Genomic DNA, 24,615 nt, shown 5'->3' with positions numbered 1-24,615 from the left:
TTGCGAAAACGGATCAACTCAACGACCATGCTGCCGCATCCGTTGTGCGGAATTTCCATATCAGATCGAAGAGCCATGGATTGGGATCATCTGCGCGTCTTCCTCGCGGTGGCGCGCGCCGGCCAGATGCTGGCCGCCGCCCGCCAGCTGGGGCTCGACCACGCCACGGTGGGCCGGCGCATCGGCGCGCTGGAGACCGGGCTCGGCGCCAAATTGATCGAGCGGCGCACCACCGGCAGCGCGCTGACCCCCGCTGGCGAGCGGCTGCTCGAGCATGCCGAGAAGATCGAGACCGAGCTCCTGCAGGCGCAGTCGGCGCTCGGCAACGCCAACCTCGCTCTGTCGGGCACGGTGCGCATCGGTGCGCCGGACGGCTTCGGGGTGTATTTCCTCGCTCCCCGGCTGGGGGAGATCGCCGAGCGCTATCCGGGGCTCACCATCCAGCTCGCGCCGCTGCCGAGGAGCTTCTCGCTGCCGAAGCGCGAGGTCGACATCGCGGTGACGCTCCAGAGACCGCATGAGGGACGGCTGGTCGCGCGCAAGCTCACCGATTACAGCCTCGGCATCTACGCCTCATCGGACTATCTCGCCCGCACTGGCCCCATCGTCCACCTCACTGGCCTCACCGGCCACGTGCTGGTGACCTATGTCGAGGACCTGCTCTACTCACCCGCGCTCGACTATTTCGAGACCTTCCGCGGCATCGAGGCGCGGCGCATCGAATGCGCCAGCGTGGTCGGGCAGATGGAGGCGGTGCGCGCCGGTGCCGGGGTCGGCATCCTCCACGACTACGCGGCGCAGCGGCACCCGGAGCTAGTCAAGCTATTGCCGGAGCACAGTTTTCGGCGCTCCTACTGGCTGGTCGCCCATGCCGACGTGCATGAGCTGCGCCGCATCCGCGAGGTGGAAAGCTGCATCGTCGAGGCAGTGCGCGCCGCCCGCCACAGCTTCGTCGCCGATGGTTCCTAGGCGAAACGGTATTCGGTGACCTGACGGTAGACGTCGCCGGGCCGGAGCCAGGGCGAGGGAAAGCCGGGATGGTTCACCGCGTCGGGGAAATTCTGCGCTTCGAGGCAGATTCCCGCGTGTTTGCCGTGGGTTAGGCCGTCGAGCCCCTTGTCGGTCTCCGCCAGCATCGAGGCGTCGTAGAGCTGCAATCCCGGCTCGGTGGTCCACACCTCCAGGGTCCGCCCATTGCGCGGGCAGGCGACGCGCGCGGCGAATCGTATCCCACCAAGTGGTTGATCCAGAACGAAATTAATGTCGTAGGTGATGCCACTGTCGCCGAGACGGCGGGGTGTGCGCAGGTCGTAGCCGGTCCCCTCGACCGGAGCGATCTCGCCGGTCGGCACCTTCAGGGCGTCGAGCGCGGTGTAGCTCCGGGCGGGGATCTCCACCGTGAGCTCATGTGAGGAATGGCCGGGATCGAGAGTGAAATAGGAGTGGTGCGCCAGGTTCACCGGCGTCGTCGCGTCCGAGCGCGCCTCCATCTCCACCCGTAGCACGCCGGGCGAGAGAAGCCGGTAAGTGCATGAAAGATCGAGGTTTCCCGGATAGCCTTCCTCGCCGTCCGGCGCGGTGCGGGTGAAGGTGACGGTGTCCGCGTCCACCGCCGCGATCTTCCACGGCCGATGCGAGAAGCCGCGCGCGCCGCCATGCAGATGGGTGACGCCGCGCTCGTTGCGGGCCAGTGCGTATTCCCTGCCGTCCAGCGAAAACCGCCCGCCGCCGATGCGGTTGGCGACGCGCCCGCAGGTGGCGCCGAGATAGGAGGGGTTGGCGAGATAGCTGTCGAGATCGCTGAAGCCGAGCGCCCCGCGATGCAGCGCGCCGTCCGGCCCCGGCACCATCAGATCGCGCAGCGTCGCCCCCCAGCTCAGCACACGGGCGCGGGCGCCGGAGGCGGCTGTGAGGCCGATCTCGAAGAGCTCCTCGCCCTCGAAGCTGCCGATGCTCTTGACATTGCTGGGCAATTGGCCGGCGGTGGTCATGGCTGGGAGTTCTCCTGCGCACGGGTTCGGGTCAGGAAGGCGACCAGTGAATCGGCGGCGCCCAGAATATGCTCGCGGGTGAGCTGCGCCGCCAATTCGGAATCGCCGGCGATGCAGGCGTCGAGAATGCCCTGGTGCTCGCGCCGCGCCCGCGCCATGCCGTCGGTCAGCACTAGCTGGGCGCGCAGATAGCGGTCGACGCGGTCGAGGGCGGTCGAGACGGTCTGCAGGTAATAGGGCCGGTCGGCGGGCTCGTAGAGGCTGTAGTGGAAGCGCCGGTTGAGATCGCCCCAGCGCGAGGAATCCGGCTCGGTGGCGAAGGCGCGGGCGAATTCCTTGGCGTGTTCAAGGGCTTCCGGCGACATCCGCTCGATGGAATAGCGCAGGATTTCCGGTTCCAGCAGGGCGCGGAACTCGAACACCTCGCGGATTTCCGCGATCGACAGCGTGGTCACCACCGCGCCGCGATAGCGCTGGGTGGAGACGAGGCCCTGCTCCTCGAGGCGGGTGAGGGCCTCCCGCACCGGTATCCGGCTGACGTTGAACATGCGGGCGATGTGATCCTGCCGCAGCACCTGGCCTTCCGAGATGTCGCCCTTGGCGATCGCCTCGCGCAGCGCGTCGAAGATCACGTCGGCGGGGGACGGCATCTGCGCGATGTCGGTTGCCTTCACTTTCACCTGCCGCTGCCTCCCACCCCGTCCGCCAAACCGCTCTACCCGCTGCGGCGCCGGCCCGCAATCGGGCGTCGGCGCGCGGTGTCCGGCGAACTGCCCAACAATCTCGCACACTGCCTGTGAAAAGGATATTGCATATTGGATCCAAAAAAGCGAAGCTCTTGCCATTGGCTGGGGGATGGCGATGATCCGCATCGCCCGTGCCTCCGCCCTCGCCCGCGAGGTTCCCGACCGGGCCGTGCTTTCACCAGGGGAAGACCCGCGACGCCGGCCGCCGGCCCTGGCAAGGATCCAGGGCTTGGCCATCCGAACACGCCGCACATCGCGGCCTTTCGCTGATCCGCTATTGAATTTCTCTGATCCGACAGGAGCTTACCGCCATGTGGTCTGGCATTCTGCCCGCCGTCACCGCCAAGTTCACCGAGACCGACACGCTCGACATCAAGGAGATGGAGCGCTGCTTCGCCTGGCAGATCGCCTCGGGCGTGGACGGTCTCATCGTCAACGGCTCGCTCGGCGAAGGCCCGATGCTGTCGCATGACGAGCGTCTCGACGTGCTGCATGTGGCGAAGAGCGTCGCCGGCGGCCGGCCGGTGCTGATGACCATTGCCGACGCCGCCACCCGCGACTGCGCCAGCCTCGCCGAGCGCGCCGCCAAGGCCGGGGCCTCGGGCCTGATGATCGTGCCGAGCCTCGTCTATCACACGAATGCCAAGGAGACGGTGGCGACGCTGAGCACCATCGCCGCGAGCGCCGACCTGCCGGTGATGATCTACTCCAACCGCATCGCCTACCGGGTCGACGTGACGCTGGAGATCATGGACGAGCTTGCCGCCGACAAGCATTTCGTGGCGATCAAGGAATCCTCCGACGACATCCGTCGCACCACCGAGATTATCAACCGCTTCGGCGACCGCTTCGACGTGTTCACCGGCGTCGACAACCTCGCCTTCGAGGCGCTGGCCGCCGGCGCTGTCGGCTGGGTCGCCGGCCTGGTGGTCGCCTTCCCGGAGGAAACGGTGGCGATCTACCGGCTGATGCAGGCCAAGCGCTATGACGAGGCGCTGGCCATCTATCGCTGGTTCCGCCCGCTGCTCGATCTCGATGTATCTTCCTACCTCGTGCAGAACCTCAAGCTCGTCGAGGCGCTGGTCACCGGCACCAGCGAGCGCGTGCGTGCCCCGCGCCTGCCGCTGGAAGGCGCGCGCCGCGCCGAGGTCGAGCGGCTGGTCGCCGAGGCGCTGGCCCGCCGGCCGATGCTCGCCAAGGCAGCGTGAGCCCTGATAAGCCGCGCTTCGGGTTGATCGACCGGGGCTCCCCCGCCCCGCCCCGAACTTGGCTGTTGCCCAAGTTCGGCATGTGTAGGGTCACCATTGGAAGCCTCCGATGGTGACCGGAGCGGGGTGGGGTGAGGGGGCTCTCGGCTTCCCGATGTCGTCTCCCCGCACCGACCCGCTGTGCGGGCCACCTCTCCCCAACGGGGAGAGGAACGTTAATGGCTGACGGAGCTACCTCTCCCACCGAATGCGGGCGCTTCCAAATTTCGGTCCTGCCGAATGTGACGGCGGCCGCATCGGACGCGAGAGACCATGAGAAGACAGGCATCATGAGTGACGAGGTGGTGATCGTCGGGGCCGGCATCGTCGGCCTCGCCGTCGCCTTTCACCTGCAAGGCGAGGGGCGACGGGTGCGCCTCGTCGAGCGCGGCGGCGTGGCCGAGGGGGCCAGCCGCGGCAATGCCGGCGCCTTCGCCTTCACCGACATCCTGCCGCTCGCCTCGCCCGGCATCATGCGCAAGGCGCCGAGATGGCTGATCGACCCGCTCGGGCCGCTCGCCATCCCGCCCTCCTACCTGCCTTCCATCGCGCCGTGGCTGCTGCGGTTCTGGCGCGCCAGCCGGCCGGATCGCTACCGTCGCAGCCTCGTGGTGCAGGGTGAGTTGATGCGGGTCGCCTCCGGGGCGATGGAGGCGATGGTGCGCGACGCCGGCCTGTCGGATCGTGTCCGCGCGGACGGCAATCTCCAGCTCTATGAGAGCGAGGCCGAACTCGCGGGCGCGCAGGAGGGCTGGGAGCAGCGGGCCCGCGCCGGCATCGCCTTCGAGCATGTGCGTGGCGCCCGGCTTGCCGAGCTGCAGCCCGGCCTGTCGCCGCGCTTCGTCGCCGGCACTTTCACCCCGCACTGGAAGACCGTCGACGACCCCTATCACTTCGCCCTCGCTCTGTTCGACGCGGTGATGGCGCGTGGCGGCACCGTCACCCATGGCGAGGTGACTTCGGTGGCTCCGGCGGAAGGCGGCGTGCGGGTAAAGCTGCGCGACGGCACGGCCCTCGATGCCGCGCAGGCGGTGGTGGCCGGCGGCGCCTGGTCGCGTCCGCTCGCTGCCGGGCTCGGCGACGCGATCCCGCTGGAGACCGAGCGTGGCTACAACACCACCCTGCCGCCCGGCGCCTTCGACCTGCGCCGCCAGCTGACCTTCGGCGGCCACGGCTTCGTCGTCACGCCGCTGTCGACCGGCATCCGCGTCGGCGGCGCGGTGGAACTCGGCGGCCTGAAGCTGCCGCCCAATTTCAAGCGCTCCGAGGCGATGCTGAAAAAGGCCGCCGCCTTCCTGCCGGGCCTCAGGACCGGCGGCGGCGCGCAGTGGATGGGGTTCCGCCCGTCCATCCCGGATTCACTGCCGGTGATCGGCCGCTCGCGGGCGAGCGAGCGCATCGTCTATGCCTTCGGCCACGGCCATCTCGGCCTCACCCAGAGCGCCGGCACCGGGCGGCTGGTGGCCGACCTTCTCATGGGGCGCCGGCCCTCCATCGACATCGCCCCGCTGCGGGCGGACCGCTTCTAGTCCTCGGATCTCATCATCATGGCGCGACACAGCTTTTTCTGCATAGACGGCCACACCTGCGGCAACCCGGTGCGGCTGGTGGCCGGCGGCGGCCCCAATCTTCAGGGCGCCAGCATGATCGAGAAGCGGGCGCATTTCCTTGCCGAGTATGACTGGATCCGCAAGGGCCTGATGTTCGAGCCGCGCGGGCACGACATGATGTCCGGCTCGATCCTCTACCCGCCGACAAGGCCAGATTGCGACGTCGCCATCCTGTTCATCGAGACCTCCGGCTGCCTCGCCATGTGCGGCCACGGCACCATCGGCACGGTGACCATGGCCATCGAGCACGGCCTCGTCACCCCGAAGACGCCCGGCGTGCTGAGGCTCGACACCCCGGCCGGCCTCGTCGTCGCCGAGTACCGGCAGGAAGGGCAATATGTCGAGGAGGTCCGCCTCACCAACGTGCCCGGCTTTCTGCATTCGACCGGGCTGACGGCGGAGTGCCCCGGCCTCGGCGAGATCACCGTCGACGTCGCCTATGGCGGCAATTTCTACGCCATCGTCGAGCCGCAGGCCGCCTATCGCGACATGGCTGACTTCACCGCCGGCGACCTCGTGCGCATGAGTCCCGGCCTGCGCGCGGCGCTCAACGCCAAATACCAGTTCGTCCATCCGGAAAAGCCGGAGATCCGCGGCCTGTCGCACATCCTCTGGACCGGCGCCGCGCGCGATCCTGAGGCGCAAGCCCGCAACGCGGTGTTCTACGGCGACAAGGCCATCGACCGCTCGCCCTGCGGCACCGGCACCTCGGCGCGCATGGCGCAGCTCACCGGCAAGGGGCGGCTGAAAGTCGGTGACGCCTTCGTGCATGAGAGCATCATCGGCTCGCTGTTCAAGGGCCGGGTCGAGGCGGCGGCGAAGGTCGGCAACTATGACGGCATCGTGCCCTCCATCGGCGGCTGGGCGCGGATGACCGGCTACAACACCATCTTCATCGACGACCGCGATCCCTTCGCGCACGGTTTCATCGTGACCTGATCCCTTTTCCTGTCGCGGAGCGCCTGTCCATGAAGATCACCGGCATCAAGGCGTGGCAGGTCGACCTGCCGCTGAAGGAAGGCCGCTACAGCTGGTCGAACGGCAATTTCGTCGAGGTGTTCGATTCTACCGTGGTGGCGGTGGAGACCGATGCCGGCATCACCGGCTATGCCGAATGCTGCCCGCTCGGCTCGGCCTATCTGCCGGCCTATGCCGCCGGCGTGCGAGCGGGGCTCGCCGAGATCGCGCCCAAGGTCATCGGCCTCGACCCCACCCACCTGAACGTGCTGAACCGCCACATGGACGGGGTGCTGCGCGGGCACCCCTATGTGAAGGCGCCGATCGACATCGCCTGCTGGGACATCCTCGGTAAGGTGACCGGCCTGCCGGTCTACAAGCTGCTCGGTGGCGCGGCGCAGGACAAGGTCGCGCTCTACCGCGCCATCTCGCAGGAGGCGCCCGACGCGATGGCGGCGAAGATCGCCGGCTACAAGGCGCAGGGCTACACCAAGTTCCAGCTCAAGGTCGGCGGCGACGCCGATCAGGACATTGATCGCATCCGCGTCACCCGCGCCATTCTCGACCCGGCCGACGTGCTGGTCGCCGATGCCAATACCGGCTGGACGCGGGCCGAGGCGGCGCGCATCGCCGCCGCGGTGGCCGATCTTGACGTGTATATCGAGCAGCCCTGCCCGACCTATGAGGAGTGCCTGTCGGTGCGCGCCCGCACCGTCCGCCCCTTCGTGCTGGACGAGGTGATCGACGGCGTTCCCACGCTGCTGAAGGCGCTGGCCGACGACGCCATGGACATCATCAACCTGAAGATCTCCAAGGTCGGCGGCCTCACCAAGGCGCGGCTGATGCGCGACATCTGCGTCGCCTCCGGCACGCCGATGACCATCGAGGACACCTGGGGCGGCGACATCGTCACCGCGACCATCGCCCATCTCGCCCGCTCGACGCCGGAGGAGTTCTGCTTCTCCGCCACCGACTTCAACAGCTACGGCACGATTGATATCGCCGAGGGCGCGCCCAGGCGTGTCGACGGCTTCATGACCGCCCCGGACACGCCGGGCCTCGGCATCACGCCGATCTTCGAGGCGCTCGGCGCGCCGGTGCTGGTGGTGTGATCTTTCCTTCTCCTCATTGGGGAGAAGGTGGTGGCGTAGCCGCCGGATCAGGGGGCGGGGCGGGCAACACCCTCCCCCCAAACCCTCTCCCCGTCGGGGAGAGGGAGTTCGTCGCTCCAATGATCGAGGCACCCATGCGCTCCACCAAGATCGTCCATGTTGTCGGCTGTCATGCGGAAGGCGAGGTCGGCGACGTCATAGTCGGCGGCGTGGCCCCGCCGCCCGGCGACACGCTGTGGGCGCAGTCGCGCTTCATCGCCGCCGACAACAATCTGCGCAACTTCGTGCTGCAGGAGCCGCGCGGTGGCGTCTTCCGCCATGTGAACCTGCTGGTGCCGCCCAAGGACCCGCGCGCGGTCGCCGGCTTCATCATCATGGAGCCGGAGGACACGCCGCCGATGTCCGGCTCCAACTCGATCTGCGTCGCCACCGTGCTGGTCGATACCGGCATCGTGCCGATGACGGAGCCGGAGACCCGCATGGTGCTGGAGGCGCCGGGCGGCCTCATCGAGGCGACCGCCTATTGCCGGGGCGGCAAGGCCGAGCGGATCAAGGTGGTCAACCATCCCTCCTTCGCCGACCGGCTCGATGCCCGCCTCGAAGTCGAAGGCCTCGGCACGCTCACGGTGGACACGGCCTATGGCGGCGACAGCTTCGTCATCGTCGACGCCCATGCGCTTGGCTTCTCCATCCAGCCCGACGAGGCGAAGGATCTCGCCGAGACCGGCATGAGGATCGTCAAGGCGGCGAATGCCCAGCTCGGCTTCCGCCACCCGGAGAATACCGACTGGGATCACATCTCGTTCTGCCAGTTCGCCGCGCCGCTGACCTATGAGGACGGCGTCGCCTCCGGCGCCAATGCGGTGGCGATCCGCCCCGGCAAGATCGACCGCTCGCCGACCGGTACCGGCTGCTCGGCGCGGCTGGCGGTGCTGCATGCCAAGGGGGTGCTGAAGGTGGGCGACCCGTTCATTGGCCGCTCGATCATCGGCTCGCGCTTCGATTGCCGCATCGAGGAGGAGACGACCATCGGCGGGCGCCCGGCGATCCGGCCCTCGATCATGGGCCGCGCCTTCGTCACCCACACCGCGCAGCTGATGCTCGACCCCGAGGACCCCTGGCCGACCGGCTACCGCCTCACCGACACCTGGCCGCTCTGGCGGCAGGAGTAGCGGCGGGAGCAACCGACACGCGAAAACCGGCGGGGCATCCCGGACGGCGCCTTCCTCCTCTCCTCTTGGGGGGAGGGGTTTTGCCGGAACCGAGAGCTTCCACAGTCGGGCTCCCCACTCCCAACCCTCCGAACCGACCTCTCTCAATGGAGACGGATAAAGCGGCGCCGGACCAGCGGGTTGGCGGCCCTCCGAAGGATGATCCGGATCGCATGACAGTTCGCGAGCGATTCCGGCTCGAAGCCGCGTTCCGGTCGGGATCGCGGGTCTCGCCCGGTCATGTCTTCTCCCCAACAAGGAGAAGTAGCCCGCCCAGCGGGTCGATGACGGGAGGAGGCAGTGGGAGGCATCAAAGACCCCTCACCCCGCCCTCACTCCGATGCGGAAAGGGAGCCTCCACCCTTACGCCTCCACCCTCACAGACGATTGGATGCGAGTTCCGCCTCCGGCTGGGATGACGGCAAGAGCGCCAGGCCGGCCGGTGCTCAGAAATCCCTGAGCAGTCGTTCGAGATAATCCAGCTCCAGCTGTGGGCGCTGCGGGTCGCCGAAGCGGCGGCGCAGTTCCTCCAGCACCCGGCGGGCGCGCTGCACGTCCATCTGGTCCGGCACCTTCACCGTGGTGTCGTCGCCATAGTCGCGCGAGCGCAGCGGCCGGCCGAGCGGGTCGGTGCGTTCGGCCTGCTGGCCGGAGGGCGAGCCCGGCCCACCTTGCTGCCCCGGCTGCCCCTGCATCGCCTCGGCCATCTGCTGGGCGCCGCGGCGCAGCGATTGCAGCGCCTCGTTCTGTGCGTCCACCGCGCCGGTGCCGTCGCCATTGCCGAGCGCCTGCTCGGCCTCGCGCATTGCCTGCTCGGCTTCGGCGAGGCCGCCATCGCCGGGCATGCCCTGTCCCTGCTGACCTTGCCCTTGCTGGCCCTGCTGACCCTGCTGGCCTTCGCCCTGTTGCCCCTGTTGCCCTTGCTGACCCTGCTGGCCGCGATTGCGCATCGCCTGCTGCATCTTCTCGCGCAGCTGCTTGAGCTGGTCGCGCAGTTGCTGCTGGTTCTGCTGCAACTGGCCGAAATCCTGACCCTGCTGCTCGCCCTGTTGTCCCTGCTGACCTTGTTGCCCCTGCTGGCCGTCCTGTCCCTGCTGGCCCTGGCGGAACGTCTGGTCGCGCAGGCGCTGCTGACGGCGGATCATGTCGCCGAGCTGGTCCATGGCCTGCGACATCTGGCTCTGGCCCGGGCGACGCTGCTGCTGGCGGCCGGCCTGCAGGCCGTTCAGCATGTTCTGCAACTCGCTGAGCATCTGGCGCGCGGAATCGCGGGCGCCATTGCGAGCCATGTTCTCGATGTCGTCGAGCATCTTCTGCAGGTCCTGCGGACGGACCGTGCGGACATTGGGATCCGGCGGCGCCTCCGCCGTGTCGCCATTGCGCTGCGCCTCCTGGGCGAGCGCCTTCATGAAGTCCTCCATCGCCTTGCGCAGCTCCTGCGCCAGCTTCTGGATCTCCTGGTCGCTGGCGCCGTTCTCCAGCGCGTCCTGCAAGGCCTGCTGGGCGTCGCGCAGCTTCTTCTCGACGTCGGACATGTCGCCGTCCTCGATGCGGACCGCGACTTCCCAGAGATAGTCGACCACGCCGCGCAGCTCGTCGTCGTTGCGCGCGGCCTCGAGCCGCCAGAAGGCGGTGCGCAAGCCGAGATAATGCGCCGGGTCGGGGGTGAAACGCTCCGGCGCGATCGCCAGCGTCTCCAGCGCCACCGCGACCTGCTGGCGCTGGTTGGCGTCGAAGGCGAGGATCCGCCGCTGCTCGACCAACGCGCGGGCCAGCGGGTTGTTGAAGGCGCGGGCGGGCAGCGTGACGCTCTTCGGCGCGGTGGAGCCGAGATTGCCGGCATCGTCCTTGGCGACGAGGGTCAGCGTCACCCGCGTGCCGGCCCAGGGGCTCTCGGTGAGGTCCTTGGTGGTCTGGCCGGTGCCGGATTTCGGCCGGCCGCCCGGCAGCGGCAGCGGGAAGTTCGGCGCCTCCACCAGCGGGTGCGGCGCGGGCTTGGCCGGCGCGTTCTTCAGCGCGAACAGCGCCGCTGCCGGCGGCACGGCGGTGAAGCGCGCCTCGGCGCCGGTGACGCCATAGTCGTCTTCCACCTTGTAGGCGAGCACGAGGCCGGTGCGGCCGGAGGCGCCGGGCTCCTTGGCGAAGGCGATGGTGGGCGGCTTGTCCGGCACGACGGTGAACTGCCAGGTCAGGCTGCGGCCGTCCGGCCCGACGATGCGCGCGGTGCCGTCGCCAGCGACGACGAAGCGCTGCTCGCCGGCTTCCGGATGCGGCGGCTTGGCGGCGGTAGGCTCCGCAGGCTTGGCGGCGCCTTCCGGCGCGGCGGCCTGCTCGTCCTCCTTCGGCGCGGGCGCGGCGATGCCGCCGGACACCGACAGCGGCGAGCCGGACAGCCCGGTCACCCGTACCACCAGCTCGCTGCCGGCCGGCACGCTCATCGCGGCGGCGCTATGGGTCTCCGGCTCGGCGGCGGCAGCAGCGGTATCACGGCTTTCCTCGGAACGCAGGCCGGGCAGGATCACCGGCGGGCGCATCGTATAGGTCGGCGGGTTGACCCAGGCGTCGATGCGGTAGGGCTTGGGCGCGATCGCCGCCGTCCAGTCGAAAGCGGCGCCGACGCGCCTCATATGATCGCCGGTGGCGATGAAGAAGCTGGCGATGACGCCGAGCAGCACCAGAGCGCGGAAGGCGCGGGGGTCGCGGGCGGCGAGGCGCGGCGACGGCAGGCCGGCCTTCAGCGTGCCCAGCTGGCCGGCGACGCGGCTGAGATGCGCCCGCCATAGCGCCGCCGCCACCGGGTCGTCCGGGCGGGTGGCGAGATGGTCGGCGAGCGCGGTCACCGGGCGGTGGGCAATGCCGCTGGTGCGGTCGAGCCGCGCCAGCGACTCGTCCTCGGAGGGGCGGCGGATGCGCAGCGCCGGGATCAGCGTGGCGGCGAACAAAAGCGCGAAGAGGATGAGCCCGATGACGCGGACATAGCTCGGCACCATCAGCCAGACGCCGAGCCAGGAGACGATGAGGAAGATGCCGAGGACGCCGAGCACGGTGGCGAGCGCCGGCCAGATGCGCTCCCACATCAGCGCCGCGCCGGCCCGGCGCAATGCCGTTGCCAGCCGGGCCTCGGCACGCTCGACGATCGCCGCCCGGCGGGTCTCGCCAGCGGATTGCGTATGGTCTTCCGGTGCTGCCGTCACGCGCTCAAGCCTCCGACACACCAGCCCCTGTCAGCCACGCCTCTCGGTCGTCTCGGCCAATCCCCAACGTCACCTTAGCAGCTATGCGCGGGGGCGCTACCCCCGCCACAAAAACGGGCATGCCCATACGTTCATCGCTGCGTGAGCGCCGGGCGCGCCGCAGGAGGGGAAATGTGGCGGGCCGGTGTCCGGCTCAGCCGAGCCAGCCGGGTACCTTGTCCATGGCGATCAGGGCCTCGGCATCGAGGCGCGGCCGCACCACGGCATAGTCGCCGTCGCGCACCAGAACCTCGGGCACCAGCGGGCGGGTGTTGTAGGTGTTGGCCTGCACCGCACCATAAGCGCCGGCGGTCATCACCGCGATGAGGTCGCCCGCCTTCAGCCCCGGCAGCCGCCGTCCCAGCGCCAGGAAGTCGCCGGATTCGCACACCGGCCCGACCACGTCGGCGAGCATGCCGGTCTCGCCGGCCGCCACTTCGCGCACGGGCAAAATTTCGTGATGCGCGTCGTAGAGCGTCGGGCGGATCAGGTCGTTCATCGCCGCGTCGACGATGACGAAGGTCTTGCCCTCGCCTTCCTTCACATAGAGCACGCGCGCCAGCAGCACGCCGGCATTGGCGACGATCAGCCGTCCGACCTCGAAGACGAGGCCGAGGCCGAGATTGTGGGTGTGCCGCTTGATCAGCGCCGCATAGGCCGAGGGCAGCGGCGGGTCGGGCTCGCCGGCGACATAGGGCACGCCGAGCCCACCGCCGAGGTCGAGATGGGTCAGCGGGAAGCCTTCCGCCAGCAGGTCGCGGGCGAGTTCGGCCAACACCGCGGCGGCATTGTCGAACGGCTCGAGATCGGTGATCTGGCTGCCGATATGCATATCGACGCCGGTGACCCGGATGCCCGGCAGCCCGGCGGCGTGGCGGTAGACCTCGCGGGCGCGCGACACCGGGATGCCGAACTTGTTCTCCGACTTGCCGGTGGAGATCTTGGCGTGGGTCTTGGCGTCGACATCCGGGTTGACGCGGATCGACACCGGCGCCGCCACCCCGTGGCTCACCGCGACCTCGGAAAGGGTCAGCAGTTCCGGCTCGCTCTCGACATTGAAGCACATGATGCCGGCGTCGAGCGCGGCGGCCATCTCTTCGCGCGTCTTGCCGACGCCGGAGAACACGATCTTGTGCGGGTCGATGCCGGCCGCCAGCGCCCGCTTCAGCTCGCCGCCGGAGACGATGTCGGCGCCGGCGCCGAGCCGGGCCAGCGTGCGGATCACTGCCTGGTTGGAATTGGCCTTCAGCGCGTAGCACACCGTCGCCCTGGTGTCGGCGAAAGCCTGCGCGAACACCTTGTAGTGCCGTTCCAGCGTGGCGGTCGAATAGACATAGACGGGGGTGCCGACCTCACGGGCGATGTCGGCGAGGCTGACGTCCTCGGCATGGAGGACGCCGTCGCGATAGGTAAAGTGATGCATGGCGGGCCCGAAGGTTGGCGAAGCCGGAAGCTCAGAGAAGACCGGGACTCAGAGAAGGCCGTCCAGGATGAAGGGTTTGTTCGGTTTCACCGGGCCGGTGTCCTTCGGCATCTTGCCGTCCGGGCCGGGCGTGCCGAGCGCGGTGCCGGGCGGCGGCTCCAGCGGGCCCTTCACGCCGCAGCCGGCCATGGCGAGCGCGCCGCCGAGCGCGAGCAGGGCGGGAAGAAGGCGGAGCGCGGCAGGCAGTCGGTTCGGGCGGGGCACGGAACGTCCTCGGAACAAATGGGCGAGCGCACTATAGCGGCGAATCGGCGAAAGGCGAGACCGGCGAAAGTCATGACGCCGCATGGTCTTCCCGGCACCCGTAAGGGTTCAGGCGTCGAACGTCACCATGACCGGGATGTGGTCGGAGGGCCTCTCCCAGCCGCGGGCCTCGCGCAGCACGGTCATGGCCTGCGCGGTCGGCGCCAGCGCCGGGCTCGCCCACACATGGTCGAGCCGCCGGCCGCGATTGGAGGCTTCCCAGTCGGCGGCGCGGTAGCTCCACCACGTGTAGAGCTTCTCCTGTGGCGGCACGAAATTACGCATCACGTCGACCCAGCCGCCGGCGGCCTGCAGCCGCCCGAACCGCTCCACCTCGATCGGCGTGTGGCTGACCACGTCGAGGAGCTGCTTGTGGCTCCACACGTCGGTCTCCAGCGGCGCGATGTTGAGGTCGCCGACCAGTACCGAGCGGGCGCCCGGCGCGGTCGGGTGCAGCGTCTCCCAGGCGGTGGCCTCGTCGAGGAAGGCGAGCTTGTGCTTGAACTTCGGGTTGATCTCGGGGTCGGGAATGTCGCCGCCGGCCGGAATATAGAAATTGTGCACGGTCACCGGCGCGTCGAGCCCGGCTTCCCGGCCGAGCACCACCGAGATGTGGCGGGCGTCGCCCATGTCGCAGAAGCCCTGCCGGCTGACGCTCTCGAAGGGGCGCTTCGAGAGGATCGCGACGCCGTGATAGCCCTTCTGGCCGTGGATCGCCGCATGCGGGTAGCCGAACTTCGCCGCGTCCTTCAGCGGGAAGCGGTCGTCCGGGGTCTTGGTCTCCTGCAGGCAGATGACGTCCGGCTGGAGTTCGGCGGCAAGGCGGGCGACGAGCTCGATGCGCAGCCGCACCGAGTTGATGTTCCAGGTGGCGATGGAGAGCGGCACGGGGCGGGACCTTACGCGATCGCGGCCGGGCGAGGAGCACGGCGGGAGGGGTATCAGCCCCTTCTAGCAATCCAGCGCCCCGGGATGAAGGGTCCGCGGCCCGGAGAATGTCCGGTTCCCCGCGCGGCGATGCCGCCCGCCGCCGGCGAGGGAGCTGCCGTCACTTCCGGTTGATGACGAACAGCATCGGGTCCGGCCGCTCGGAGGTGTCGAGGTTGGACACCGCCACGGTGGTGTCGAAGCCCTGCGGGTCGGTCACCGTCCACTGCTTGAGCTGCATGGTCTTGGCGTCGAACATGATCATCAGCCGGTAGGTGCCGATCATCGGCTGCTTCTCCTCCAGCACCACGGTGGCGAACACGTCGTCCTGATAGACGCCGGTGACGTTGGCATTGCGGGCGAGGTCGAAATTCTCGGCGAGGATGAAGCGCAGCGGCGTCGCCGACAGCGGGGTGATGTCCTGCGTCTTCAGCTTCTTGTCGCGCACTGCCACCGAGCGACCGTCGGCCACCAGCTCGACCCGGCTCGGCGGGTCGTATTCGAACAGCACCCGGCCGGGCTTGAGGATGTAGAACTGCCCCTGCCGGCGGGTGCCGTCCGGGTCGACCTGCACGAAATTGCCGGTCATGCTCTTGAAGCTGTTGAAATAGGTATTGATGCGCTGGATCGTCTGCTGCGCCGCCTTCTGGCCGGAAGCCGCCGCCACCTGCACCGCCGGCTGGCCATCGACGGCGGCCTGCACCGAAGGCGGCAGCGGCACCTCGTTGGACTGCTGCGCGAACGCCGGAGCCGCGAGGAAGGCGAGGGCGACGCAAAGGGAGGCGGGTAGGATCGGGCGCATTGGGCACTCTCGTCGGCGCGGGCGGCGCGAAGCGGGACGTCGTGTCATGCTTATAGGCGGTAGGCGCTCGCTGTGGCGAGGATAAGGCTATGCCGTCCCGCCCGTGGGCGCTGCGTCATCCGACCCGATCAACCCACTTCGGCGTCGCGCGGTTCCACCAAAATCTCGCGCTTGCCGGCATGGTTGGCGGGGGAGACGAGGCCTTCGTTCTCCATCCGCTCCATCAGCGAGGCGGCGCGGTTGTAGCCGATCTGCAGCCGGCGCTGGATGTAGCTGGTCGAGGCCTTGCGGTCGCGCATCACCACCGCCACCGCCTGTTCGTAGAGCCCGCCGGCCTCGCCGCCGAACTCGCCTTTGTCGAAGACCGCGCTGTCCTCGCCCGCCGACCCCTCGTCCTCGTCGACGGTGACGGCGTCGAGATAGTCGGGCTGGCCTTGCGTCTTCAGGTGCTCGACGACGCGCTCGACCTCCGGGTCGGAGACGAACGGGCCATGCACGCGCGAGATGCGCCCGCCGCCGGCCATGTAGAGCATGTCGCCCTGCCCGAGCAGCTGCTCGGCGCCCATCTCGCCGAGAATGGTCCGGCTGTCGATCTTGCTCGTGACCTGAAAGGAGATACGGGTCGGGAAGTTGGCCTTGATGGTGCCGGTGATCACGTCGACCGAGGGGCGCTGCGTCGCCATGATCAGGTGGATGCCGGCGGCGCGGGCCATCTGGGCGAGGCGCTGGATGGCGCCCTCGATATCCTTGCCGGCAACCATCATCAGATCGGCCATCTCGTCGACGACGATGACGATGTAGGGCAGCGGCGTGAGGTCCATTTCCTCGCGCTCGTAGATCGCCTCGCCGGTCTCGCGGTCGAAGCCGGTCTGCACGGTGCGCACGATCTGCTCGCCCTTGGCCATCGCCTCGGCGATGCGGGCGTTGAAGCCGTCGATGTTGCGCACGCCGACCTTCGACATCTTGCGGTAGCGCTCCTCCATCTCGCGCACCGCCCATTTGAGGGCGACCACCGCCTTCTTCGGGTCGGTGACGACGGGGGAGAGCAGATGCGGGATGCCGTCATAGACGGAGAGTTCCAGCATCTTCGGGTCGATGAGGATCAGCCGGCACTGGTCCGGGCGGTGCCGGTACAGCAGGCTCATGATCATGGTGTTGATGGCGACCGACTTGCCGGAGCCGGTGGTGCCGGCGACCAGCAGATGCGGCATGCGGGCGAGGTCGACGATCACCGGCTCGCCGCCGATGGTCTTGCCGAGCGCCAGTGCCAGCTTGTGCGCCGCCTCGCCGAAATCCTTGGCGGCGATGATCTCGCGCAGCAGAACCTTCTCGCGTTTCGGGTTGGGCAGCTCGATGCCGATGGCGTTCTTGCCGGGGATCACCGCGACGCGGGCGGACACCGCGCTCATCGAGCGGGCGATGTCGTCGGCAAGGCCGATGACGCGGCTCGACTTGATGCCGGGCGCCGGCTCCAGCTCGTAGAGCGTCACCACCGGGCCGGGGCGGGCGTGGACGATGGCACCGCGCACGCCGAAATCGTCGAGCACGCTTTCGAGGTCGCGGGAATTCTGCTCCAGCGCCTCGTCGTCGAGCGCCGGCGTGTTGCGTGCCGGCGGCGGCGCCAGCAGGTCGAGGCCGGGATGGGCGTAGCGCAGCCGCTCCGCGTCGCGCTCGGCGCGGCCGCCGCGGATCGAGCGCAGCGGCGGCCGGCGGCCGGTGCGGGTCTTCTCCGGCACCGGGTGCGGCGGCAGGTCGTCGTCCGGCGCGTCGAGGAAGCCAGCCTCGTCGCGCTCGTCGGCATCCCATTCCCGCTCGTCGTCGTCGCGGTCCTGGCCGCGGAAATTCGGCTCGCGGCGCGCGCCGCGCGGCAGCAGCTCGTCCTCGTCCTCCACACCGACCAGCGAGCCGAGGCGGGCCATCATGCCGCGACGGCGACGCGGATAGGCGGCGCGGCCCGGCTGCAGCCAGGCCTTCAGCGACAGCCACCAATGGGCGAGCGCGCCGAGGGACAGCAGGCCGAAGCGGGCTGGCTCGTCGTCCTCGAAGCCGGCGACGTCCTCTTCCGGCTCTTCCGGGCGCTTCAGCCCGAGGCCGAAGGCGAGGGGCAGCGTCATCACCGCGCCGAACAGGCATAGGGCGCCGGCGATGGTGTAGTCGAAGGAGGTCAGCCAGCCGGAACGGATGAGCGAAGGCAGGATCAGCATCGCCTCGCCCAGCACGCCGCCGAGCCCGCTCGGCAACGGCCAGGTGCCGAAGCGTGGCAGGCAGGCGGCGAAACCCGCCGCGAAGGCGGTGCCGGCGGCGAGGGCGAGGATGCGTGCCCTGAGCCGGTGCGGCGGGCGATGGGTCAGCAGGCGCCAGCCCCAGACGCCGACCGCCAGCACCACCGCAAGGCAGGCAATGCCGAACAGCTGCATCATCAGGTCGGCGACCACCGCGCCGGGCACGCCGAGCAAATTATGCGGCGTGGCGGCGCTGGAGCGCGACAGGCTGGGATCGTTGGCGGACCAGGTCGCGAGCGCCGCCAGGATCAGGCCGCACAGGCCGACCAGGGCGAGGCCGACGAGCTCGGCGACGCGCCGGTGCAGCACGCTGCGCACTTCTTCCGGCAGCAGCCGGCGGCGGGCGCCGCGTCCGCGCACCGAGGCGCCGGCTTTCGACCGCTGGGTCTGGCGCGGCAGGACATCGGCGGCGCGAGGCTGTGCCTGCCGCGTCCGCGGCGTCCGGCCCGTCGACTGAGTCTGCCCGCCCATCTTCCCGCCCCGTTCCCGCTTGCCACCCAAAGGTTCGGCTCAGCTTAGTCCGGCCACCACGCGCGGCAGCGCCGCTTGCGTGGTGGCGAGGTCCTGCACCAGTGCGAGGCGCAGATAATTCGCCCCCGGATTGCGCCCGTCGCTCTCCGAGCGGCACAGATAGCCGCCGGGAACCGTGCGCAATCCCTCGCGCCGCCACAGAATGCGCGCCGCCTCCTCGCCGCCGCCGACGCCGGAGACGTCGAGCCACAGGAAGAAGCCGCCATCCGGCCGCTCATAGCCGAAGCGGCCGGCGAACACCTGATCGGCGATGTCGAACTTGGCACGGTAGAGCGCGCGGCTGGCTTCGACATGCGCCTCGTCGGCGAGGGCGGCGATGCCGACATGCTGCAACGGCTCGGGCACCTGCGGCGCGGCGACGTTACGCAGGTCGGCGAAGGCGGCCATGAAGGCGGCGTCGCCGGCGCAGAAGCCGCAGCGCAGGCCGGGCAGGCTGGAGCGCTTCGACAGCGAGTTGAACGTCACCACCCCGGCATAGTCCGGGCCGCCGACTTCCAATATGCCGGTCGGCGGCGCGTCGCCGAGCCAGATCTCCGAATAGCATTCGTCGGCGAAGACCAGGATTTCGTGGGCACGGGCGAGTGCCACCAGCCGCTCCAGATAGGCGCGGGGGGCGATGGTGCCCTGCGGGTTGGCGGGCGAGGCGAAATACAGCGCGACGGTGCGGGCCAGCAGGCGCGGATCCAGCGCATCGAGATCCGGCAGCCAGCCACCGGAAGCGGGAAGCGGCAGCGGCACGCTCTCGCAGCCGGCGGCCTCGGCACCGGCACCATAGGCGGCGTAGAACGGGTTGGGCAGCAGGATGGCCGGCCCGCCGGTCTCGGCGATCGCCTTCGCCTTGGCCGGTGACACCAGCCGGCGGGCGAGGATGGCGGCGAGGAACAGCCCCTCGCGCGAGCCGTTCAGCACCAGCACCTCGCGCTCGGGGTCGAGCGGGCGCGGCAGGGCGTAGCGGCGCGCGCACCATTCAGCGGCGGCGGTGCGGAATTCCGGCAGGCCCTTGCCGGCCGGATAGCGGCCGAAGCCGTCGAGATGGGCGGCCAGCACCTCGCCGACGAAGGGCGGAATGGCGTGGCGCGGCTCGCCGACCGCGAGGCTGAGCGGCGGTTTGCCGGGCTTGATGTCGGCCAGCAGTTCGCCGAGGCGGATGAAAGGCGAGCGCGCCGCCGGTCCCGGATCCGGCCGGAGGGCGTCCGGCGGCGGGAGGCTGGTGGGGTCGGTCGACGATGCTGCGGGCACGGGGATCACGTCTCGTCCATCATGGTGAGCGATTCAAAATAGCGCCGAGCGGTAAAGGCGCCCTTAACCATGACCATAGCGGGGCGACGACCGGCGAACGGGCTAGATGCCCCCGCGAAGCTGTCCCGCGCGTCGGCGAGGGCGTGCGAAACGGCGGGGAAGCGGTCGCGATATGCCCAGGGGGCCATGCTTCCCAGCGCGTCTTCCCGGCCGATCGGTAGGGGGCCGTCGCGCGGCGAGGACGCATCGTGGCATCTGGCGGCGCCCGGCAGTCACCGATATTCGCGGTTTGCCACCTGCCATTCTCCGTCCGCGGCCCGGCTATCCTCCTATGCGGCCGGAAGGCGTGCTCCAAAACGCAAAAACCCCGGCCGAAGCCGGGGCTGCGCCTGCGCGAGGCAGGAGAAGACGGCGCGGGCGATAAACCCGCGCCGGAACCGGCGTGCCGGTCAGCTGTGATAGGCGCGCTCGCCGTGCTCGACGATGTCGAGACCCTCGCGCTCCTTCTCCACCGACGGACGCAGGCCGACGATGACGTCGACGACCTTGTAGAGGATCGCCGAAACCACGCCGCCCCACACCAGGGTGACGGCAACCGCCTGGACCTGCACCCACACCTGGTGGCCCATCGCGTAGTCGGCGATGCCGGGGCCGCCGAGCGCCGGGGCGACGACGACGCCGGTGCCGATGGCGCCGACGATGCCGCCGATGCCGTGGACGCCGAACACGTCGAGGCTGTCGTCATAGCCGAGCGCGTTCTTCACCGTGGTGCAGAAAAAGAAGCAGATGATGGACGCAACGAAGCCGAGCACGATGGCGCCGATCGGGCCCGAGAGGCCGGCGGCGGGGGTGATGGCGACCAGGCCGGCAACCATGCCGGAGATGGCGCCGAGCATGGAGGGCTTGCCCTTGGCCAGCCACTCGATGATCGTCCAGCCGACGATGGCGCCGGCGGTGGCGACGAAGGTGTTCACCAGCGCCAGCGTGGTGCCGGCATTGGCTTCGAGGTTGGAACCGGCGTTGAAGCCGAACCAGCCAACCCACAGGACGCTGGCGCCGACCATGGCGAAGGGCAGCGAGTGGGGAGGCATCAGCTCCTTGCCGAAGCCGGTGCGCTTGCCGATCAGGATGCAGCCGACGAGGCCGGCGATACCGGCATTGATGTGCACCACGGTGCCGCCGGCGAAGTCGAGCGCGCCGAGGCCGAACAGGTAGCCCTCGGAGAACCACACCATGTGGGCGATCGGGTAATAGACCAGCGTCACCCAGAGGATGCAGAACAGCACGATGGCCGAGAACTTCATGCGCTCGGCGAAGGCGCCGATGATCAGCGCGGGGGTGATGGCCGAGAAGGTCATCTGGAACGCCATGAAGACGTATTCAGGAATCTTCACGCCCTTGGAGAAGGTGTCGGCGAGGCTCTCGGTGGTCACGCCGGAGAGGAAGGCCTTGGAGAAGCCGCCGATGAAGGCGTTGCCCGAGGTGAAGGCCAGCGAGTAGCCGTAGAACACCCACAGCAGCATCATCACGGCAGCAATCACCGTGACCTGCATGAGCACGGACAGCATGTTCTTGGCGCGCACCAGGCCGCCATAGAACAGCGCGAGGCCGGGCACGGTCATGAACAGCACGAGGATGGAGGACACCATCATCCAGGTGATGTCGCCCTTGTCCACGGTCACGGCGTCGGCCACCGCGTCGGTCGCCGGGGCCGCGGCCTCCTGCGCCAGGGCGGCAACGGCGAACAGCGCCGTCGTCGCCAGCGCGGGAAGGCCCGCGCGCATCCAAGTCTTGATCGTCATGGGTTGAGTGCTCCGTCGGAAACGTACGATGTCGGGATCAATGGCGCGGGCTTTAGAGGGCGTCGGCGTCGGTCTCGCCGGTGCGGATGCGCACGGCCTGGTCGATCGCGTAGACGAAGATCTTGCCGTCGCCGATCTGGCCGGTCTTGGCCGAGGTGGAGATGGCGTCGATCACCTTGGCGACCTGGTCGGCGGCCACGGCCACCTCGATCTTGAGCTTCGGCAGGAAGCTCACCGCATATTCGGCGCCGCGATAAATCTCGGTATGGCCCTTCTGCCGGCCGTATCCCTTGACCTCCGTGACGGTCAGTCCGTGCACTCCGATACCGGTGAGCGCATCCCGGACCTCCTCAAGCTTGAAAGGCTTGATGATAGCCATGACGATCTTCATGGTTCCTGTCCCCGCTTGGCCCCGGATCGCAACAGGCGAATCCCGGGCGTTTCATGTCGGACTCGGCCAGGCGGGTTTCCCAACCCCAAGGACAAGCCGACAAACAGGAATCAAGTCGCGTGCCAACCGTGCAACGGTGCGGGGTTGCGCGGGGTCGAACGCCGATTTCGGGCGCTTTCGATCGGCGGCCGCGTGCCAAACGCCGATCGCGCGGCGCAGTTGTGCTGCTTAATTCTTGATCTGCCGTGCGGAGGCGGTTCGGGCGGCGTCGAATCCTGGGCAAAAATTGCCTAAAAAATGATCTTATGCTGCCGTCCTAGGCGAAACCGGCCGAATCAGCCCTTCCTGCGCCACCGAGGCGACGAGGCGGCCGGCCCGGTCGTAGATCAGCCCGCGCGCCAGCCCGCGCGCGCCATGCGCGCTGGGGCTGTCCTGCACGTAGAGCAGCCAGTCGTCCGCCTTCAGCGGGCGATGCAGCCACAGCGCATGGTCGAGGCTGGCGGCCTGGATGCGGTCGCCGAGCACGCTGGTGCCGTGCACCACCGTGGTGGTTTCCAGAAGCGTCATGTCGGAGGCGTAGGCCAGCACCGCCCGGTGCAAGGCGGGGTCGTCCGGCAGCACGCCGTCGGCACGGAACCACACCTGCTGCTGCGGCTCGGCCGGCGGCGTGGCGTTGCCGGCGCGCAGCCGCTGCATCAGGTTCACCGGCCGCAGTTCCACCGGGCGCGGCCGGGTCCAGTAATTGCGCACCGCGGGAGCGAGCGACTCCAGCAGCTCCGCCGGCAGGTCGCGCGCGGAGGGCACCTCCTCCGGCGCCGGCACGCCCTGGGGCATCGCCATCTGGTGGTCGAGGCCTTCCTCGGCGATGTGGAAGGACACCGACATGATGAAGATCGGCCGTCCGTGCTGCACCGCCACCACCCGGCGGGTGGCGAAGCTGCGGCCGTCGCGCACCCGCTCGACCTGGTAGACGATGGGAATCTGCGGGTCGCCGGCGAGGATGAAATAGGCGTGCATCGAGTGGGCGACCGCCGTCTCCACCGTGCGCTGCGCCGCCACCAGCGCCTGCGCCAGCACCTGCCCGCCGAACACCCTGGTGCGGAACGGCCAGGATTCCGGCGGGTTGTGGCCGCGGAACAGGTTGACCTCCAGGACCTCGAGATCGAGCAGCTGGACGAGCTCGGCGATGGGCGTCATGTCCGCAGTCCCCGCACGGTGTTCTTTGATCGGTAGCTAAGGCATAAGATGCCGCCGGTACAGTGCCACGAAGGAAGGGTCGTCATGCCGCAGCAAGCCGAAGGCGCCGGAAGCACGGGCTTCGACGTCGTCATCGCCGGCGGCGGTCTCGCCGGCCTGTCGCTGGCGCTCGCCCTGCGGCACGGGCTCGGGGACGGGGCGCGGCTGGCGGTGGCCGACCCGGCCTTCGCCGCGCCTTCGCCGCGCAGCGCCGACCTGCGCGCCTCCGCCTTCGCCGCCGGCGCCCGCCGCCTGCTGGAGACGGTCGGCGTGTGGGAGCGCGTTGCCGCCGAGGCGCAGCCCATGCTGGCGATGGAGATCACTGACAGCCGGCTCGGCGATGCCGCCCGGCCGGTGTTCCTGCATTTCGACGGTGAGGTGGAGCCGGGCGAGCCCTTCGCCCATATGGTGCCGAACGCGGCGCTGCAGGACGCGCTGGCCGAGGTGGCCCGCGCCGCCGGGATCGTGCGGCTGCCGGCCCCGGTCGTGGCCTATTCCGCGCAGGCCTCCGGCGTCTCGGTGACGCTGAAGGACGGCGGCGCCGCCACCGCCGCGCTGCTCGCCGCCTGTGACGGCGGCCAGTCGCGGCTGCGCAGCCTCGCCGGCATCACCACCATCGGCTGGTCCTATCGCCAGTCGGCCATCGTGATGACGGTCGGCCATGAGCGGCCGCATGAGGGCAAGGCGGTGGAGCATTTCCTGCCTGCCGGCCCCTTCGCCCGGCTGCCGCTCACCGGCAACCGCTCCTCCATCGTCTGGACCGAGGAGAGCGGCGCCGCCGAGCGGCTGCTCGCCTTGCCGCGCGTGCTGCTGCTCGACGAGCTGGAGCAGCGATTCGGCCTCGAGCTCGGGGCGCTGGAGATCCTCGACACCCCGAAGGCGTTCCCGCTCGGCTTCCAGATCGCGCGGCGCTTCGTCGCCGACCGGCTCGCCCTGGTCGGCGATGCCGCCCACACCATCCACCCGATCGCCGGGCAGGGCATCAATCTCGGCCTGCGCGACGTCGCGGCGCTGGCGGAAGCGGTCACCGACGCTGCCCGGCTCGGGCTCGATATCGGCGGGCCGGACGTGCTGGAGCGCTACCAGCGCTGGCGGCGCTTCGACACCGTGTCGATGGGGGTGGCGACGGACGGACTCAACCGGCTGTTCGGCCAGCGCTCCGACGTGCTGCGGCTGATGCGCGACATCGGCATGGGCGTGGTCGACCGCCTGCCGGGGCTGAAGGGGCATCTCATCCGCGGCGCCGCCGGGCTTGGCGGCCAGCCGCCGCGGCTGCTGCGCGGCGAGGCGCTCTGACGGGCCGGTGCGCAGACCTCAGCGCCGGGCGGCTTCTTCCTCGGTGATCTGGCGGGCCTCGTCGGCGAGCATGATCGGGATGCCGTCGCGGATCGGGTAGGCGAGGCGCGCCGCGCGCGAGACCAGCTCATGTGCCTGCCGGTCATAGTCCAGCTGCCCCTTGGTTACCGGACAGACCAGGATTTCCAGCAGCTTGGCGTCGAGCTCATATCCGGTGCGGTGGGTGGCGGTCTCGGTCATGTGTCGATTCCGTGACAGTGTGGAAGCCAGCGCCCG

At 69.4% G+C, this 24,615-nt stretch carries 20 protein-coding genes; 7 read left to right on the top strand and 13 right to left on the bottom strand.

What is annotated here, in order from left to right; all coding sequences use genetic code 11:
• Nucleotides 1-75: 75 nt before the first annotated feature.
• Nucleotides 76-969 carry a LysR family transcriptional regulator gene (locus LGR54_RS01240; RefSeq protein WP_230360169.1) on the top strand — a complete coding sequence of 298 codons (894 nt, stop codon included), beginning with the start codon at nt 76-78 and terminating at the stop codon, nt 967-969.
• Here the strand turns inward: LGR54_RS01240 and LGR54_RS01235 are convergent.
• Together LGR54_RS01235 and LGR54_RS01230 are read right to left on the bottom strand one after the other, a co-directional pair.
• Nucleotides 966-1,991: an aldose epimerase family protein gene (locus tag LGR54_RS01235; protein WP_230360168.1), complete on the bottom strand. Its 1,026-nt coding sequence runs from the start codon at nt 1,989-1,991 to the stop codon at nt 966-968. The two genes, LGR54_RS01240 and LGR54_RS01235, sit on opposite strands and share 4 nt — an antisense overlap.
• Entirely contained in the window at nt 1,988-2,671 is a 684-nt protein-coding gene (locus LGR54_RS01230) for a GntR family transcriptional regulator (protein WP_230360167.1), read from the bottom strand. Before LGR54_RS01230 ends, LGR54_RS01235 begins: the two co-directional genes overlap by 4 nt.
• Before the next feature lie 377 nt (nt 2,672-3,048).
• On the opposite strand from LGR54_RS01230, the gene LGR54_RS01225 reads away from it, so the two are divergent.
• From LGR54_RS01225 to LGR54_RS01205, 5 genes are all read left to right on the top strand, one after another.
• A complete protein-coding gene (locus tag LGR54_RS01225; RefSeq protein WP_230360166.1) occupies nt 3,049-3,945 on the top strand; it encodes a dihydrodipicolinate synthase family protein in 897 nt (298 codons plus the stop codon).
• 329 nt (nt 3,946-4,274) lie between these two features.
• Nucleotides 4,275-5,513 (top strand): FAD-binding oxidoreductase, encoded by a 1,239-nt coding sequence (locus LGR54_RS01220; RefSeq protein ID WP_230360165.1) that lies wholly within the window; start codon nt 4,275-4,277, stop codon nt 5,511-5,513.
• Nucleotides 5,514-5,531: 18 nt separating this feature from the next.
• Nucleotides 5,532-6,533 (top strand): 4-hydroxyproline epimerase, encoded by a 1,002-nt coding sequence (locus LGR54_RS01215; RefSeq protein WP_230360164.1) that lies wholly within the window; start codon nt 5,532-5,534, stop codon nt 6,531-6,533.
• A gap of 29 nt (nt 6,534-6,562) precedes the next feature.
• Nucleotides 6,563-7,663 carry a cis-3-hydroxy-L-proline dehydratase gene (locus LGR54_RS01210; RefSeq protein ID WP_230360163.1) on the top strand — a complete coding sequence of 367 codons (1,101 nt, stop codon included), beginning with the start codon at nt 6,563-6,565 and terminating at the stop codon, nt 7,661-7,663.
• A 134-nt stretch (nt 7,664-7,797) separates the two neighbouring features.
• A complete protein-coding gene (locus LGR54_RS01205) occupies nt 7,798-8,835 on the top strand; it encodes a proline racemase family protein (RefSeq protein ID WP_230360764.1) in 1,038 nt (345 codons plus the stop codon).
• Between the two features lie 485 nt (nt 8,836-9,320).
• Here the strand turns inward: LGR54_RS01205 and LGR54_RS01200 are convergent, their stop codons facing one another.
• The 10 genes from LGR54_RS01200 to tesB all read right to left on the bottom strand — a co-directional run bounded on the left by LGR54_RS01200 (nt 9,321) and on the right by tesB (nt 23,004).
• A complete protein-coding gene (locus LGR54_RS01200; protein WP_230360162.1) occupies nt 9,321-12,068 on the bottom strand; it encodes a TIGR02302 family protein in 2,748 nt (915 codons plus the stop codon).
• A 193-nt stretch (nt 12,069-12,261) separates the two neighbouring features.
• Complete coding sequence (gene lysA / locus LGR54_RS01195; RefSeq protein ID WP_230360161.1) at nt 12,262-13,530, bottom strand: diaminopimelate decarboxylase; 1,269 nt, start codon at nt 13,528-13,530, stop codon at nt 12,262-12,264.
• A 48-nt stretch (nt 13,531-13,578) separates the two neighbouring features.
• Nucleotides 13,579-13,794: a lipoprotein gene (locus LGR54_RS01190; RefSeq protein WP_230360160.1), complete on the bottom strand. Its 216-nt coding sequence runs from the start codon at nt 13,792-13,794 to the stop codon at nt 13,579-13,581.
• A 108-nt stretch (nt 13,795-13,902) separates the two neighbouring features.
• A complete protein-coding gene (locus tag LGR54_RS01185; protein ID WP_230360159.1) occupies nt 13,903-14,721 on the bottom strand; it encodes an exodeoxyribonuclease III in 819 nt (272 codons plus the stop codon).
• Nucleotides 14,722-14,881: 160 nt separating this feature from the next.
• Entirely contained in the window at nt 14,882-15,562 is a 681-nt protein-coding gene (locus LGR54_RS01180) for an outer-membrane lipoprotein carrier protein LolA (protein ID WP_230360158.1), read from the bottom strand.
• A 128-nt stretch (nt 15,563-15,690) separates the two neighbouring features.
• On the bottom strand, nt 15,691-18,315 hold the full coding sequence (locus LGR54_RS01175; protein ID WP_230360157.1) for a DNA translocase FtsK: 2,625 nt from the start codon (nt 18,313-18,315) through the stop codon (nt 15,691-15,693).
• Nucleotides 18,316-18,354: 39 nt separating this feature from the next.
• A complete protein-coding gene (locus LGR54_RS01170; RefSeq protein WP_370638132.1) occupies nt 18,355-19,620 on the bottom strand; it encodes an aminotransferase class I/II-fold pyridoxal phosphate-dependent enzyme in 1,266 nt (421 codons plus the stop codon).
• Between the two features lie 443 nt (nt 19,621-20,063).
• Nucleotides 20,064-21,416, bottom strand: a complete 1,353-nt coding sequence (locus LGR54_RS01165) for an ammonium transporter (protein WP_230360155.1) — start codon at nt 21,414-21,416, stop codon at nt 20,064-20,066.
• A 52-nt stretch (nt 21,417-21,468) separates the two neighbouring features.
• On the bottom strand, nt 21,469-21,807 hold the full coding sequence (locus LGR54_RS01160; protein ID WP_213361593.1) for a P-II family nitrogen regulator: 339 nt from the start codon (nt 21,805-21,807) through the stop codon (nt 21,469-21,471).
• Nucleotides 21,808-22,110: 303 nt separating this feature from the next.
• Complete coding sequence (tesB, locus tag LGR54_RS01155) at nt 22,111-23,004, bottom strand: acyl-CoA thioesterase II (protein ID WP_230360154.1); 894 nt, start codon at nt 23,002-23,004, stop codon at nt 22,111-22,113.
• An 84-nt stretch (nt 23,005-23,088) separates the two neighbouring features.
• On the opposite strand from tesB, the gene LGR54_RS01150 reads away from it, so the two are divergent.
• A complete protein-coding gene (locus LGR54_RS01150; RefSeq protein WP_230360153.1) occupies nt 23,089-24,339 on the top strand; it encodes a ubiquinone biosynthesis hydroxylase in 1,251 nt (416 codons plus the stop codon).
• 18 nt (nt 24,340-24,357) lie between these two features.
• On the opposite strand, the gene LGR54_RS01145 is transcribed toward LGR54_RS01150, so the two are convergent.
• A complete protein-coding gene (locus LGR54_RS01145; protein WP_230360152.1) occupies nt 24,358-24,579 on the bottom strand; it encodes a Trm112 family protein in 222 nt (73 codons plus the stop codon).
• Nucleotides 24,580-24,615 lie beyond the last annotated feature (36 nt).

Source organism: Ancylobacter sp. Lp-2, assembly GCF_020523795.1.
Classification (GTDB): Bacteria; Pseudomonadota; Alphaproteobacteria; order Rhizobiales; family Xanthobacteraceae; genus Ancylobacter.
Note: the sequence above shows the minus strand (reverse complement) of the source record. Positions and strands in the feature narration are given on the sequence as shown.